Here is a 16,161-nt window from a genome sequence, read left to right as displayed (position 1 = left end):
CATCACCATTCGGCCACGCTGCCGTCGGCGTGGCGCCACAACGGATTGCGCCAGTCGGGCGCCAGCTTGCTGGCGGCGATGACCTTTTCCTCATCGACCACCACGCCGAGGCCCGGCTTGGTCAGCGGCTTCATATAGCCGTTCTCGATGTGGAAGTCTTCCTTGTTCAGCACATAGTCGAGCAGTTCCCCACCCTGGTTGTAGTGGATGCCCATGCTCTGCTCCTGCAGCACGGCGTTGTGCGAGACGAAGTCGACGTGCAGGCAGGCCGCCAGCGCGATCGGGCCCAGAGGGCAATGCGGCGCGAAGGCCACGTCGTAGGCCTCGGCCATGGCGGCGATCTTGTGGCACTCGGTGATGCCGCCGGCATGCGACAGATCGGGCTGCACGATGGACAGGCCGCCGGCCTGGAAGACGCGCTTGAACTCGAAGCGCGAATACATGCGCTCGCCAGCCGCCAGAGGAATGGCCGTGTGCTCGGCCAGGCGGGCATAGGTCTCGTCCTGCTCGGCCAGCACGGGCTCTTCGACGAACAGCGGCCGATAAGGCTCCAGCGCCTTCAACATGACCTTGGCCATGGGCGCGCCGATGCGGCCGTGGAAGTCGATGCCGAACTCGATGTCGTGGCCGAAGGCTTCGCGGATCTCGGCGATGCGGGCCACCGCCTCGTCCACCTTGCGGGCGCTGTCGATGAGGCCCATTTCCTCGGAGCCGTTCATCTTGAAGGTGTCGAAACCACCTTCGCGCAGCCGCTTGATATCGCGGATGACGTCGGCCGGGCGGTCGCCACCGACCCACGAATACACCTTCATCTTGTCGCGCACCAGGCCACCAAGCAGCTGGTGCACGGGCGCTCCCAGCACCTTGCCCTTGATGTCCCAAAGCGCCTGGTCGATGCCGGCGATGGCACTCATCAGGATGGCGCCGCCGCGGTAGAAGCCGCCGCGGTACATGACCTGCCAGAGGTCGTTGATGCGGGAAGGGTCCTGGCCGAGCAGATAGGGCTCGAACTCGTGGACGGCCGCCTCGACGCTGCGCGCCTTGCCCTCGATGACGGGCTCACCCCAGCCGCTGATGCCGGCGTCGGTATCGATCTTCAGAAACATCCACCGCGGGGCGAGGCGGTAGGTCGTCAGCTTGGTGATTCGCATGGGCCGTGTCTGCTACAGGAACGGCCGTGAGCTTAGGAGGGTCAGCTAGTTCTGAAATATCGATTCTTTGTCGGCAGCTATATGGATTTCGTATGGGTGTTGCGTGGAGGAAAAGCAAAAGGGCTGCAGATGCAGCCCTTTGGACGGTGGTGATGCGATTTCAGTCGCGCTTGGTGGTGACGTCAGCCAGTTGAGCGATGACGGCCACGGTCGACAGCGTCAGAGCAACGATCAGCAGTTCCATTTGTTTCCCTTTCTTTGTTGATGCAACGCCATCTTAGGGTTTTTACCAGGATGCGCAAGGGTTAACCCTATGCATTGCCGGCATGGAACGATGCGGTACCGCCGCGGCGGCCGGCTCCGGGCCCGCGGACGGGCCAACCTCCTGCCGGACACCAATGACAAAAGCCGGTGCGTTGCTCAGAACACCTCGATGTCCAGCGCGGCTCCCGTCAGATCAGCGCTGACGGCGCGCAGCGTCGCGCGGCCGGTTTCGCCGGTGGACTGCAGGATCACCTGTGCCTGCCCGTTGAACACGCTGCGTTGCCAGGGGCCGGCTGGCGCGCTGCTGCGCAGCGTGACCCAGCGGCGGCCGCTCTGGGCGCGGTCGAACAAGGCGCGCGTGCCGCCGGCCGGCGTCGGGAAGACGGCCGTCAGCGTGGCCTGGGCGCTGGTGGAGGGACCGAGGTCGATGACCGACATGCCGGCCTCCTGGCGCGGCGTGAGGGCGCGGCCGTCCAGGAAGAAAAGCGTGCCCGGGGCGACATCACCGAGGAACAACTGCTGGCGCTCACTGGCTGCGGCAGGGCGCTTGAGGGTCGCTTGCACCATGTGCCAGGCCGGGTCTGCGGGTTGCTGCTCGGGCCGGATCCACGCGAAGGGGTCGCGCCAGCCGGCGCTGCCGGTGTCGTCCATCAGCGCAGTGGCGTCCTCGGGGCGTGCAATGCCGCGATAGCGCCAACGCGTGGCGGCCGCATAGCGGTGCAGTTCGGCCGGCTTGTCGGCCTCGTGCGAACCGGGGTCGCCGTTGCCCATGCCGAGCAGCCGCACCGGCCCGCTGGTCTCGAACGAGACGCGCTGGCCGGCGGTCGGCACGACGCGGCCTTCGCGGTCGACGACGTTCACCGTCACCACGGCCACCTCGTCACCGCCGGCACGCAGGCGCGCACGGTCGGCGGTCAGCCGCACCGCGCTGCCATCACCAGCGGTAGCCACGGTCTCCAGCGTGACGAGTTGGCCGCCTTGGTAGCCGAGCGCCGTCAGGCTGCCGGCCTCATAGGGCACGTTCCATTGCAGGTGGCCGTAGCGCTGCAAGGCCTTGCGGCCCAGCGAGCGCCCGTTCAGGCGCAGTTCGACCTCGTCGGTGTTGGCGTAGACGCGCACGTCGATGGCCTGGCCTTCGCGGCCCGGCCAGTTCCAGTGCGGCAGCAGGTGCACCATGGGCTCGGTCGTCCAGGCGGCCTTGAGGTAGTAGCCGCTGTCCTTCAGTGCGCCGGTCGTGTCCATCATGCCGAACTGTGACGAGATGGCGGGCCAGCCGAAGGGCGTGGTCTCGCCGCGGTAGTCGAAACCGGTCCAGACGAACATGCCGGCGAGGAAGGGGCGCTCGGCGTTGAAGCGCCAGCCCTCCTCGATGGAGGAGGTCGAGTTGCCGCCGGTGCGCTTGTCGTAGGCGGCGGTGTGAACGCGGGCCGGATCATCGGCATAGATGCCGCGCGTTGCGAAGGTCGTGCCTTCCTCGGTGACGACCATCGGTCGGTCGGGGAAGCGCTTGTGCATGGCGTCGATGTCGTGCTGGCCCTTGTAGTTGAAGCCGATGACCTCCGAGCCGACCGACGTGCCGTCGGGGTAGCCCGAGCTGGACGCGGCCTGGGTGGCCGGCCGCGTCGGGTCGAGGCGGCGCACGATGGCTTGCATCTCGCGGGTCAGGCGGGTGCCGATCTCGCTGTTCTCGATGGCCCATTCCTCGTTGCCGACCGACCAGAGGATGACCGACGGGTGGTTGCGGTCGCGCCTGACCATGCGCTCCAGCTCGTCGCGGACCTGCGGTGCCGTGCCCATCATGCGGTGCTCGTCGATGACGAGGAAGCCGAGGCGGTCGCAGGCGTCCAGCAGTTCGGGCGTGGCGGGGTGGTGGGCCGAGCGGATCGCATTGACCCCCATGCCCTTGAGCATCTTCAGCCGCGCTTCGTGCATGCCGTCGGGCAAGGCGATGCCGATGCCGGCGTGGTCCTGGTGGTTGTTGGTGCCGTGCAGCTTGACGGGGCGGCCGTTGAGGAAGAAGCCGTGGTTGGCGTCGAAGCGCAGGGTGCGGATGCCGAAGGGCGTGTCGACGCGGTCGACGACCTGGCCGCCGCGCTTGACGAGCGTCGTCAGCGTGTAGCGCTGCGGCGTCTCCAGCGACCACAGCTGCGGCGCCTTGACGGGCAGTTGCGCCGCCACGTCGATACTGGCGTCAGCGGCCACGCGGCGGGCCGGGACGCTGGCACGCGCGACGATGCGGCCGGCCGGATCTCGCAGCTCATGCTCCAGGCCGAAGGACTCGCTCGCCTTGCCGTCGTTGCGGACCGTGACGTCGACGGCCACGTCGGCACGCTCGCCCTTGACGGTCGCGCGCACGAAGGTGCCGGAGGGCGCCACGTGCAGCGGCCCGGTCTGCGTCAGCCAGACATGGCGGTAGATGCCGGCCCCTTCGTACCACCAGCCTTCCTGGGTCGTTGCGTCGACGCGCACCGCGACGACGTTGCGGCCGCCGTAGTTCAGGTAGTCGGTGATGTCGACGCGGAAGCTGGAATAGCCGCTGGCCTCGTGGTGCAGATAGTGGCCGTTGACCCAGACGACGCTGTCGCGGAACACGCCGTCGAACTCCAGCGCGTAACGCTTGCCCTGGGCTGCAGCGGGGATCGCCAGCTCGCGCCGGTACCAGCCGACGCTGTTCTCGGGGAAGCCGCGGCCGATGGCCTTGGAGCCGTGCTGCGAGCTGCCCTTCTCGCTGAACGGCAGCTCCACCGCCCAATCGTGCGGCAGGTCGACGCGGCGCCAGGGCCGGTCCTCGAAGTCCGCCGCGGCCGGGCCGTCGCCGTAGCCGGCCTTGGCGAAGAAGAAGGGGCGCAGGCCGTGGTCGAAGTCCCTGGCGGGATCGTTGGCGTGGCCGAGGGCGAAGCGCCAGCCATCGTCGATGCGGGTGCGCTGCCGCGCGTCGTCGGCTGCGGTGTTTCCGGAGGCGATCAAGGCGGCAATCGCGAGCAGCCAGGTCAGCGAGAGGTTTTTTTTCATGGATGGCATCAGTTGCGGGGTGTCGTCGGCGGCAGCGGTTTCACTTCTCGATCAGATCCGCGCCGCGCGCTTCCAGCCGCAGCGTGCCGTTGAAGCGCTTGCCACTCAGTACGCCGTTCATCGCGCCGTCGATGGCGACGTCGACCGGCGCATTGTTGGTGTTGACGTAGAGCACGCGCCCGTCGACGGCGCGGGCGAACACGCCGTCCGGCGTCTTCGGCCCCGGCTCGATGCCCAGGCCGGCGTAGAGCTGGCGCAGCAGCGGCCGCATGATCTCCGGTTGGGCGGGCGTGGCGACGTAGATGGCCTTGCCTTTGCCGAAGCTGTTGACCGTGATCGCCGGCGGGTTGCCGTCGAAGTTGGTGAAGCGCGCCATCACCTGGGCGGTGGAAGGCTCCAGCACCTCGAAGTGCGCGATGGACGTCTTGATCTCCTCGTCGCCCAGCTTGACCGTGCCGGTCCAGTCATAGAACTCGTTGGTGCGCAGGCCGAAGACGTCGGTCAGCTGGCCCGGCAGCGGCGTGTTGTGCCACTGGTTGTTGTCGTTCACCTTGGCCGATTGGGCCGTCATGATGACCGTGCCGCCGTCGGCGACGAACTTGCGCACCGCGTCGGTCGAGGCCTTGTCCAGCAGGTACATGCCGGGCAGGATGATGAGGCGGTAGCGGCTCAGGTCCTCGTAGGAGAGCTTGATGACGGCGACGTCAATGTTGTCCTTCAGCAGCGGCTCGAAACCGCCATGCGCCTGCTTCAGGTAGGGCGTCTTGATGTACTGGCGCGCCGTGTTGGAGGGGCCGTTCGGGCTGGTGGCGTGCACGTTCTCGAAGGAGTAGGCGATGGCCACCTTGGGTTCGACCTTGCGCGGGAAGCCGAGCTTCTCCAGCTTGGCGTAGCTCGCCGCGATGTCGGCCCACTCGGTGAGGCGCCACGACGGCCGGTCGTCGTGGTCGATCAGCCCCATCAGCGCCTGCTCCTCGCCGCCGAGATGGCTGTTGAAGGTCCAGGCCACGGCCGCCTGGCCGCCCATCAGCAGCACGAAGTGCGCCCACATGCGCGACCAGCCCTTGCTGCCGTAGGAGCCGCCGCCGCCCGCGGCGAACTCGTTGAACCAGGTGGGCGTCGTCATGCCGCCCTTGATGAGGGCCGCCTCCCAGCCGCCGTTGATGGGGTCGCCGGCGTAGAAGCCCATCGCGCCATAGGTGGTGTGCTGGCGGTAGCTGCCCAGGAAGTCGAAGCCGCGGCGGCCCGACCAGTCCCAGTAGTTGGACAGCACCGGCTTGTTGGGCGCGTTCTTCTTGCGCACCGCTTCCAGATCGCCGAGGGTCGCGATCGTCACGTCGGACCAGAAGCGCCGCAGGTCCAGGTAGCGCTCGGCGGGGCCGGGGCCGTCGGCATAGGGCAGGCGCACCTCGTCCCAGCTGCCGATGCGGCGCGACCAGCGCTGCGTGGCCCAGGCCTTGTTCAGCGCCTCGACGTTGCCATAGCGCTTCTTCAGCCATTCGACGAAGCGCTTGCGGTCGGCCTCGGAATACGACATGAAGCCGTTGCCGATCTCGTTGTCATAGCCCACCGCCAGCAGGGCGGGGTGCTTGGCGTAGCGCTTGGTCAACGTGTCAGCCATGCGCATGGCCAGGCGGCGATAGTTCGGGTCGCCGATGTTGTCCATGTAGCGCTCGGCCGGGGCCAGGCGGGTACCGGCCTGGTTGGTGATGTCCACGCCCGGGTATTTGTGATGCAGCCACATCGGCGCCGGCAGGCCGGGGATGTCGAGGATGACCTTGATGCCGGCGGCATGCACGATGTCCATGACGGCGTCGAAGTGCTTGAAATCGAACTTGCCGTCGGCGGGCTCGAAATAGTCCCACGACAGGTCGCCCATGCGGACGACCTTGAAGCCGGACTGCTTCATCAGCCCGACGTCGTACCTGACCTGCTCCAGCGTGCGGTCGACAGGCTGGTAGTTGGCGCCGGCGAACAGCTGGCCGGCGCCCGGCCAGTCGGGGTGGCCTTCGGCGCTCTGGGCGAAGGCAGGGTGGAGGGTGGCCAGCGCGAGGGCGCAGGCCAGCAGGGTTTTCTTCATGGTTCTCATCGTGCGTCTTGTCGTTGGGGACGTTTCATGCGAGGCCGGTGCCGCGGATCTTCAAGGCCACTGCGGGCGTGCCGGCGAGGCCTTCGGGCAAGCGCACCTCCAGCCCCCCGCGGCTGCGGGTGAAGGACAGGGGAGCGCTGCTGCCGAGTGCTTCCACGCGCTCGATGGCACCGGGCGCCAGCGCCGAGTCCTGCGCCAGGGCGGTGAGGCGCAGGCGGCCGTCCTGGGGCCAGCCGAGAGCGATGGCGTAGAGGGCGCCGCCCTTGCTCGTGTAGCGGATGTCATCGGCCGTGAAGGGCTGCGTCGCGCTCTCGCTCATGCTGCCGCCGCCGACCCGCGTCGGCCCCTCGCCGTAGCGGCGCCAGGGCCGTGTGCCGTAGATGGCCTCGCCGTTGCGCGCCATCCAGGCGGCGATGCCCTCCAGCGTGCGGCGCTCGTCCGAGTCGATCGTGCCGTCGCCCTTCAGCGGCACCGACAGCAGCAGGTTGCCGTTCTTGGAGACCACGTCGCACAGGATGTGGATGACCGTGGCGGCCGACTTGTACTGGTGGTTCTCGAAGACGCTGCGGCTGTAGTGCCAGTCGCCGATGCAGGTGTCGGTCTGCCAGGGCTGCGGCTGGATGTCGTCGCGCGAGCCGCGCTCGACGTCTTCCACCACCGCAAGGCGGCGCTCGCCGTACAGGCCCTTGGCGTTCAGCACCGCCTCCAGCTTGCCGCCGTGCCAGTCCATGCTGGCGTTGTAGAAGTGGGCGGCGATGTCCATGCCGGCCTGGCCCAGCGGGATGCCGTCGTTGTCGAAGTACAGCAGGTCGGGTCGGTAGCTGTCGATCAAGTCGCGGCAGCGCAGGAACCAGCGGCGCGTGAAGGCCGGGGTGTTCGCCGGCGGCGGCACATGCCACAGGCCGTCGTTGGCGGCGTGCCAGTCGGCGGCCGCCTTGGGGTCGGTGAAGCCGTCGGGGATGACCATGTTGCGGCCGGTGTACAGGTCCTGGGGGTCCAGGCCTTCCCACCAGCTGCCGCGGCCGTCGGCCTGGGTGAGCTTGAAGGCGTCGTAGCGCCTGCCGGCGAGCGGCCCCTGCGCGTCATAGCCATAGGCCGTCTGGAACCAGTGCCAGGCGTTGCCTGCATGGTTGCTGACGCCGAAGCGCAGGCCGCGCTTGCGGGCCGCCTGGGCCCAGATGCCGACGATGTCGCGCCTGGGGCCGATGCGCGTGCTGTTCCAGCCGTGGTACTTCGAGTCGTAGTTGTCGAAGTTGTCGTGATGATTGGCCAGGGCGACGAAGTACTTGGCGCCGGCCTTCACGTACAGGTCCAGCAGCGCGTCGGGATCCCAGTGCTCGGCCTTCCAGCGGTGGTTCATCTCCATGAAGCCGACCTGGGTCGGGTGGCCGTAGGTCTTCAGGTGATGCTCGTACTGGGCATGGCCCTGGATGTACATGTTCCGCGCGTACCAGTCGCCCGCCTCGGGCACGCACTGGGCGGTCCAGTGGGCCCAGATGCCGAACTTGGCGTCGCGGAACCAGTCGGGGGCGCGATAGCCGCTGACCAGCGACTCCCAAGTGGGCGCGAAGCGCTGGGAGGCGGCGCGGACGTCGGGCGCGGCCACGGCGCTCGCCGCGGCGCTGGCCTGCAGGAAGCCGCGGCGCGTCCACGCCGGGGCTGGGGAGGATTGATTTGCTCGCATTTCAATAACGGCCGAGGCGCACCTTCAGGACGGTGGGTTCCGCAGGGAAGTTCAGCTCGCTGTCGACCTGGTCGCCGTTCCAGTTGCGCTCCATCACCCAGCGGCCGTCGGGCAGGAAGCGGCCTTCCTCCACGCGCTCGAACATCGTGCCGAGGCGGCCGTCGTCGCGGCTGCGTTCGAAGCGCAGCCGGGCGCTCTGGCCGACGACGATGAATTCGTCGTCGCCGAGCTGGGCGAAGGCGATGCCGCCGGAGGGCTGCTCCGTGCCTTCGGCGGGCTGCTTGATCCAGCTCTGCTCGCCGAACTGCCATTCCCGGAAGCTGACATGGGCCTTCCAGCCCTTCAGGTCCAGGCTCTGCGCGGCGCGATCGTCGCCTTCGGCGATGCCGTGGGTGCGCCCCTCGAAGGCCCAGCGCGCCCACTGGCGCTGCATCGGCGCGAAGGCCCGGTAGACCTTGGCGAAGGGCTCGACCATGCGGCGGTCGGTGAACCGGGAGCCCAGCGGGTAGTTGGTGTAGTTGGCGTAGTCGACACCGAAGGGCGCGACGCCGATGGCGCCGCGGCCCAGCATCAGATAGAGATAGCGCGGGTAGGTCGGCGCATTGCCGATCTCGGGCACCAGCAGGGCGTTGTCGGGGCGCTGGAACTGGTCCAGCACCGCCCGCACATTGGCCGTCTCGGACATGTAGAGGTCGGGGGCCGCGATGTCGATGTGCGGCGCGGCGGCCTTGTAGATGTCGATGACGTCGTAGGTCGGGCCGCCCACGGTGAAGTCGTTCTTCCACGGGGCCAGCGGCGCCACCGGGTCGCGCAGCATGTTGTTGACGTACATCGGCAGGTCGTAGACCGCGCGGCCGGCCTTGGCGATCTCCTCGATATAGCGGGCGATGGACCAGGCGTGGAAGTATTCGTCGGCGTAGTCGCCGTAGACGGCGCGCCAGGACCCCGAAGCGGCCCCCGGCACGGGCGCCTTCTTGCGCGCGAGCACGGCCGCGGGCACGTCGCGCTCGAACGCCGCCTGCGCCTTGGCGCCGTAGTCGCGCGCCATGCCGAAGGTGCCGACCTCGTTCTGCACCTGCACCAGGATGACCGTGCGCTCGCGCTCGTCGATCTGCTTGAGGTGCGCCATCAGCGCGACGAAGGCCTTGCGGTCGGCGGCCAGCGTCTGCTCGCCGTAGGGTGACAGGCAGTAGTTGTATTTGCCGTCCTTGCCGACCATGCGCGGGAAGCGCTCGTTGTTGAACTTCACCCAGGACGGGGCGTACTGGGGCCGGGTGTTCTTCCAGGTCGCGAACCACAGCAGCACCACGCGCACCTTGTTCTCGCGCGCCTCGCGCACCAGCGTGTCGACGAAGGAAAAGTCGAAGCGGCCTTCCTCGGGCTCGAGCTGCTCCCAGGCCACCGGCACTTCCACGGTGTTGGCCTGCAAGTCCTTGATGGCGGGCCACACCTTTTGCAGGGCCTCGGGGTAGTTGCTGGAGTTGTGCACCTGGGCGCCGAGGATGGTGAAGGGCGCGCCGTCGACCATCAGCGCGTGGCGGCCGTCGCGGCTCGCGACACGCGGCAGGTCGGCCGCCTGGACGTCCAGGATGGCGGCGCAGGCGAGGGTCAAACCGGCCATCCCGAGGGCGATGTGGCGACGAAAGGGGTTGAAGAGCATGTGGGCTGGAAGCTGGCGGTGGCTAGGGTTTGGTCAGTCCGCATTCGATACGACTCCGTCTGACCCCTTGGAATTCGCGGCAAGAACAGGTGATTTACTGGTACATCAAGCCGCAAAAACAAATGCGGTCAGACCGCACTGCCGAATAATAGTGGGATCGGCGGCGCAGGATTTAAGGGAACACCCTAGCCTGCGGGGGCGCCCCAGCTTCAGGAGATCAGCAGCGGCGCCTGGCGCGCCTCGGTCAGCGTCCGACCGGCGACCGTCTCGGGCAGCAGCACGATGTTGGACGGCCCCGCGTAGGCTTCATCTCGGCGGGAGGCCTCGATGAGTTGCACCAGCACTTCGACGGCCTGATGGCCCATCTCGTGCAGCGGCTGGCGCACGGCGGCCATCTGCAGCGTGCGCGCCAGGAGGGTGTGGTCGAAGCCCACGACGGAGATGTCGCGCGGCACATTCAGCCCGCGCGCCACCAGGGCCTCCATGCAGCCGATGGCAATGGCGTCGCTGCCGCCGAACACCGCCTCAGGCAGCGGTTGCCCCCGGTGGCGCTGCAGCCAGGCCTGCATCGCCTCGCGGCCCCCTTCGGTCGTGAACGGCACGCGCAGCACATGGTCGGGTGGAAGCGCCACCCCGGCGTCGGCGTGCGCGCGCAGGTAGCCGTTGGCGCGGCTGTCGGCGCTGGGGTAGCCCGCCGGCCCGCCCACATGCAGGATGCGGCGGTGCCCCAGGGCGAACATCTGCCGCACCATCTCGTAAGCGCCGGCCTCGTCGTCGGTCTCGAAGTTCACGCCACCCGCGCGCCAGCTGCCGCTGGCATGCACCGACACCATCGGCGTGTGCTGCGGCAGCCAGGCCTGGCCGTCGTCTTCCAGCCGCGGAGCCAGCACGATGAGGCCGTCGACGCGGCCGTCGCACAAGGCCGGGATGCGAGTCGGGGCTTCGTCCCAACTGCTAAGCGTGAAGACGGCCGTCGTCTGCTGGGTGGCCATGGCGCCCTGGATGACGCCGCCGAACACTTCGAGGAAGTAGGCGTTCGGATCCTTGCCCATCAGGGTGGTGATGAAGCCGATCGCATTCGTGCGCCTGGACGTGAGCGCCAGCGCGTTGGCGTTGGGCCGGTATTGCAGCCGTTGCGCCGCAGCCAGGACGCGCTCCCGCGTCTCGGCCGAGACGCGGGCCGAGTTCTGGCCGCCGTTGAGTGCGGAGGACGCCGCCATCTTGGACACGCCGGCCTCGCGCGCAACGTCGGCCAGGGTCGGCAGGCTGCTGCGGCGCAGGATCTTGGCGGGGGCCTCGGCAGGCTTCGGCTTGGAATCGGGCAAGACAGGGAGGCGAAGCGAAAGGGCGCGGGCACTGTAGCGCGGACCGCCGGGCCCCTTGGGCCACGGCGGATGGGGACTTCAGTGAGCGGGCTTTGCAATCACCCGCACTTCGCTGAGGGCAGCAGGATGGTCGGCCGTGACCGCCGGGAAGCGGATGCGCAGGAAGGCCGCGGTGAGGGGCTTGTCGAACAGCGCGAAGTCGTGGTTCTTGCGCCCGCCCTTGGCTTCGCCGACCTGCTGCCAGCTGGTCGAGTCCTTGCTGATCTCGACGACGAAGTCGGGGCCGCCCTCGTCGGGCATGACGATGGACAGCCAGTGCAGGGCGTAGACGTTCTCCAGGTGGACCAGCCAGAAGGCCGTGCCATCGCCGGGGCCGGCCTGCCACCAGGTCTGGGTCTGGTCGTCGTTGGCCTTGGGGCCTTCGTGGCCGGCCGCGGCGCTGCTGGTCGACGTCGGCCGGTTGATGGTCACGTTGACCGGATCGCCGGGGAAGGCGATGCGGGTGAAGGGCGGGTAGGTGATGACGGGCAGGTCGGGGGCCAGCGGCGACTTGCCGGCAATGAAGCGGTCAGGGCCGGTCGTCGTGATCGTCAGGCGCGCCGGCTTCAGACCCGGCGAGCTGGCCTCGATGACGGTCTGGCCGGCGAAGTAGGAGCGCAAGCTGATCGCGGCCTGGCCGTCGCGGATGGCGACCAAAGACTTGTTGCTGAAGGCGATGCTGCGGCCGGTGGGGAACTGGCCGGGGCCGCTGACGACGGTCAGCGTCACGTCGGGCGAGTTGCTCAGCGCCTTGCCGGCCTCGTCCTGCACGGTGACGATGAGCTGGGCATCGTCCAGGCCTTGGGTGCCGCGGATGGTGGTCTGGCTGGCGGTCAGCTGCAACTGCGCGGGCTTGCCCTCCACCGGCCAGGCCGGCGGCTCGACGCCGCGATAGGTCTTGCGATACCAGTGGTACTGGCGCTTGGGCAGGCGGAAGTAGTCGACAAAGCCCATGGAGCCGAACTCGATGGAGGCGATGGAGCCGTGGTCGAAGGCGCACCACAGGGCCTCACCGGAACGCCAGGGGTAGCGCCAGGAATAGGGCCGCGGGTTGGCCTGCTGGTCGGGCGTCTCGGGCATCAGGCCGAAGCCGGGCTCGAAGGCGCCGGGGCGGTCGACCATGGTGGAGCCGTACTCGGACACGACCGAGGGCACGCCCGGGTTCATGAACAGCGTGGTGCCGTCGCCGTTGTAACCGGCCACATCGCCCAGCTTGTCGATCTCGCCACGCTGGGCGCCGCCGATGGCGACGGGGCGCGTCGGGTCGATGCGGTGGAAGAAGGCCACCTCGCGCTTGAGGAAGTCGCGCATCGCGTCCATCGACTGGCCCTCGGTGAAGAAGGGCTCGTTGCTGGCACTCCAGACGAAGATGGACGGGCGGTTGCGATGGATGCGCACCATCTCCTCGACCTGCTGCAGCACGCTGGCCTCGAACTCGGGGCGGTCGGCCGGGTCGGGCGGGTAGGCGCTGGACAGCCAGCTCCCGTCGGCGCCGAAGCCGCCGATGCCCCAGAAGGGCGCCTCCGACCAGAAAAGGATGCCCAGCTCGTCGGTCGCCTGCGTGAAGGCCGGCGAGTGCGGGTAGTGGGAGCCGCGGATGAAGTTGAAGCCGGCGTCCTTGACCATCTTCACGTCGCGTCGCGCGGCGCCGTCGGTCACGCCGTCGCCCCAGCCGGCCTGGTCCTGGTGGACGTTGGCGCCGATGAGGTAGAGGTGCTTGCCATTCAGGAAGAAGCCCTGGTCGGCCGTGAACTTGACGCTGCGGATGCCGAAGGGCGTCTCAAAGCGGTCGACGGCTTTGCCGTTCACGTAGAGCTGGCTGACCAGCTTGTAGAGCGTCGGCTGGTCGGGCGACCACAGCTTGGGCGAGGCGATGGCGGGCAGGGACTGGTCGTAGTCGAACTTGCCGGCGGCGGGCACGGTCTGCTCGCTGCGGTGCAGGGTCACGCGTTTGCCTGCGGCGTCGAGCACCTCGGAGACGAGCGCCACCTTGGCCGCCGTGGCACGCTCGTTGCGCACCTCGGTCTGCACGCGGATCGCGGCCTTTTCCTGCGACACCTCGGGCGTCGTCACGAAGGTGCCGTACCAGGCGACGTGGACGGGGTCGGTGACGACCAGCCGCACGTTGCGGTAGATGCCGCCGGAGAACACATGCTCGCCGGCGCGCGGCGCCACGCGGGCCTTCCACTCGTTGTTGACGTGCACGGCCAGCAGGTTGCTGCCGGGCTTGACATGCGGCGTGATGTCGACACTGAAGCCGGTGTAGCCGCCGACATGGCGGGCGGCCTTCTGGCCGTTGACGAAGATCTCGGCGTCCTGGAAGACGCCGTCGAACTCGAGGGACACCCGCTTGCCTGCAGTCGACGCCGGCAGTTCCAGCGTCTTGCGGTACCAGCCGTGGCCGACATAGAAGCCGGTGCCGAGGAAGTAGGGCTGCGAGAACGAATGCGGCAGGTCCACGCGCTGCCAGCCCGGGGTGTCGCGTGCGACGGCCTGGCCATCGGCCACGTTGCCGAGCGTGAAGGTCCAGTCGCGATTGATGGGCTCGCTGCTTCGATGGGCCGCCAGAGCGAGGTTGGGGAGCAGGCTGATGCACAGGGCTGCTGCAAGGCCTATGAGATTTTTCATGCGCTATTCGAGTCTTGTGGTGGATGGATGCGTTGCGTTCAGTCAGCGGGTCAGCGCGCGAGTTGGGCGATGGCCATCGCGCCCAGCGCCCCGCTGTAGACGCGCAAGTCCTGCATGCGGCCCTTGAAGTAAGGATCGCCGCCGTACTGCGAGCGGCCCAGCCAGTTGCGTGTCGTCTGGCCGAACTGGCAGGGCGCCATCCAGACACCGTCCTGGGTCACGACCGGCAGGCCATCGACATAGAGGGTGCCGACCTTGCCTGCCAGGGTGATGGCCACGTGAACCCAGCGGCCGGTGGGCAGCGCCGCCGGCGCGACCAGCTTCTCCTCGGCCCAGAACTGGTTGTGCGAGGCCATGAAGCGGATCTTGTCGGTGCCATCGCGAGGGGACATCGCCATGTAAGCCACGTCGGTGGAGCCGAAGTCGAAGAGCCGTGTGTTGACGGCCGACTTGTCCCAGTTGACCCACACGGCGATCGTGAAATCACCGAGGCCCGACAGGACGCCGTCGGGCAGGGCGACATGCCCGTCACGGCCGTCGAGCTGCACGGCACCCTGGGCCGCCGCACGGCCGGCGCCCCAGGCAGCGCCACCCACGAGCCGGCCGTGCCGGCCGTTGCCGCTGGCGTCGTTGGCGTTGCCGCTCAGCGGCAGGTGCAGCCACAGATCGCCGGGGACGGCCACGCGCAGGGTGTCGGCGCCGACGCGATTGCCCGAGCCGGTGACGGCGCTGATGCGGTAGTACCAACTGCCCGGTGCCGGGGTGTCCGTGTAGCTGCGGGGATCGGTGACCCTGGCGATCTCGGTGAAGGGGCCGTTCGCCAACGCGGCTCGCTGCACGATGTATTGCGTCGCGTCGGCGCTGCCCCACCAGGACAAAAGCACCTTGCCGTCGTGGAGGACGGCGCTCAGGCCGCTGGGCTTGGCAGGCGGCACGGGATCGCGCGTGAAGAACAGCGAGCCCAAACCGGGCGAATCGCCGCCGTCTACCCGCTCCGGGCGCTGCTTCTCTGCCATCACCTGGGTCCACGGCGCCGACAGGCCCTTGCGACTGACGTAGTGGTGATAGATCAACTCCCAGCACGGCCGGGAATTGGAGCCGTTGGACACTGCAGTGGCCGGTCCCTGGACGCCGTCATAGGGCGCGAAGGGCATGGGGTAGGCGATGTAGTCAGGCGCGGGCCCCACCAGGGCGTTCGTCTTCGCGACGTACTCGGCACCCGCAAGCAGGCGGTTGTTGCCGAGCCCATAGAGGTCTTCGCCCTGGTTCCAGGCCATCTCGCACAGCATGCCGGCCAGGGCGATGCCCAGCGTCGAATGCCCCTGGTCGCGGTGGCTTTCCTGCCATTGGCCCAGGTAGCCGGGGTGCAGGTAATAAACGCTGTGGTCGTTGGCGCCGTTGCCCCGGCCGGTCTTGTAGTAGTTGACCGCTTCGGCGGTGATGTCGGGGCGGTCGCAGAACACGCCGATGGCATACATACCGCAGATATTGGCCAGGTCCCAGTTGGCCCAGTAGTGGGTGACCTTGCGGGTCTCGGTGCCGTTGTGCTGGGTCAGGAAGTCGTGGCAGCGTGGGTAGAACACGTTGAGCAGCATGGTCTGGAAGCGCACCTGATCCTCCTTCGCCCAGCCGGGATAGGTGCGCATCAGCTCGGCCGCATTGGCCCATTGGTTGCCGTAGAGGCCCGACGCGAGGTAGAGGTTGGAATCGCCGCCGAGCTGCTTCAAGGTCGACGACCAGGCGTTGAGGAACCTCACCGCGTCCCTGGCGTAGGCCTCGTCGCCGCTGATCTTCCAGCGCAGCGCGAGGTGATAGGCCCGCATCATGTCGGTGATCATCACGCCGTAGTTCTCGTCACCGCCGCCGCGGTTCACGGTGGCCAAGGCGTAGGTCGTGGCGCCCAGATTGGCGCGGCGGGCGCCGAGCAACTGGTTCCAGCTGCCCAGCCACGGCTGCGCGTTGGCGGCGACCTTGTCGCGCATGCGTTGCAGGTCGGCCGCGGTGTGCAGCAATCCGGGATGGACCAGGGCGCTGGCCACGGGCGCAGGCGCGGGTGGCGGTGCAGGGACTGGCGCAGGCGGTGGCACGGGCACCGGCGCGGGAGGCGGCACAGGCACTGGCGCGGGAGGCGGCACGGGCACCGGCGCGGGAGGCGGCACAGGTACCGGCGCGGGAGGCGGCACAGGTACCGGCGCGGGAGGCGGCACAGGCACCGGCGCGGGAGGCGGCACAGGCACCGGCGCGGGAGGCGGCACAGGCACCGGCGCGGGAGGCGGCACAGGTGCCGGCGCGGGAGGGGGCGCAGAAGG

Annotated in this window: 8 protein-coding genes; all 8 read right to left on the bottom strand. The window is 68.5% G+C overall.

The window, feature by feature from the left end:
* Positions 1–2: 2 nt before the first annotated feature.
* Positions 3–1,151: a galactonate dehydratase gene (gene dgoD, locus J2X20_RS00290; RefSeq protein WP_310259160.1), complete on the bottom strand. Its 1,149-nt coding sequence runs from the start codon at positions 1,149–1,151 to the stop codon at positions 3–5.
* Positions 1,152–1,571: 420 nt separating this feature from the next.
* Complete coding sequence (gene galA, locus J2X20_RS00285) at positions 1,572–4,427, bottom strand: beta-galactosidase GalA (protein ID WP_310259159.1); 2,856 nt, start codon at positions 4,425–4,427, stop codon at positions 1,572–1,574.
* Between the two features lie 40 nt (positions 4,428–4,467).
* Entirely contained in the window at positions 4,468–6,507 is a 2,040-nt protein-coding gene (locus tag J2X20_RS00280) for a beta-galactosidase (RefSeq protein ID WP_310259157.1), read from the bottom strand.
* A 34-nt stretch (positions 6,508–6,541) separates the two neighbouring features.
* On the bottom strand, positions 6,542–8,200 hold the full coding sequence (locus J2X20_RS00275; RefSeq protein ID WP_310259155.1) for an alpha-L-fucosidase: 1,659 nt from the start codon (positions 8,198–8,200) through the stop codon (positions 6,542–6,544).
* Position 8,201: 1 nt separating this feature from the next.
* Entirely contained in the window at positions 8,202–9,821 is a 1,620-nt protein-coding gene (locus J2X20_RS00270; protein WP_310259153.1) for a DUF5597 domain-containing protein, read from the bottom strand.
* Between the two features lie 248 nt (positions 9,822–10,069).
* Positions 10,070–11,185, bottom strand: coding sequence for a LacI family DNA-binding transcriptional regulator (locus J2X20_RS00265; protein ID WP_310259151.1), 1,116 nt, complete (start codon positions 11,183–11,185; stop codon positions 10,070–10,072).
* A gap of 78 nt (positions 11,186–11,263) precedes the next feature.
* Positions 11,264–13,852 (bottom strand): glycoside hydrolase family 2 protein, encoded by a 2,589-nt coding sequence (locus J2X20_RS00260; RefSeq protein WP_310259149.1) that lies wholly within the window; start codon positions 13,850–13,852, stop codon positions 11,264–11,266.
* A 50-nt stretch (positions 13,853–13,902) separates the two neighbouring features.
* Entirely contained in the window at positions 13,903–15,891 is a 1,989-nt protein-coding gene (locus tag J2X20_RS00255; RefSeq protein ID WP_310259147.1) for a LamG-like jellyroll fold domain-containing protein, read from the bottom strand.
* Positions 15,892–16,161: the final 270 nt, after the last annotated feature.

Origin of the sequence: Roseateles saccharophilus (genome assembly GCF_031458095.1) — a bacterium.
In the GTDB taxonomy this organism is placed as follows: Bacteria; Pseudomonadota; Gammaproteobacteria; order Burkholderiales; family Burkholderiaceae_C; genus Pelomonas; species Pelomonas saccharophila_A.
Note: the sequence above shows the minus strand (reverse complement) of the source record. Positions and strands in the feature narration are given on the sequence as shown.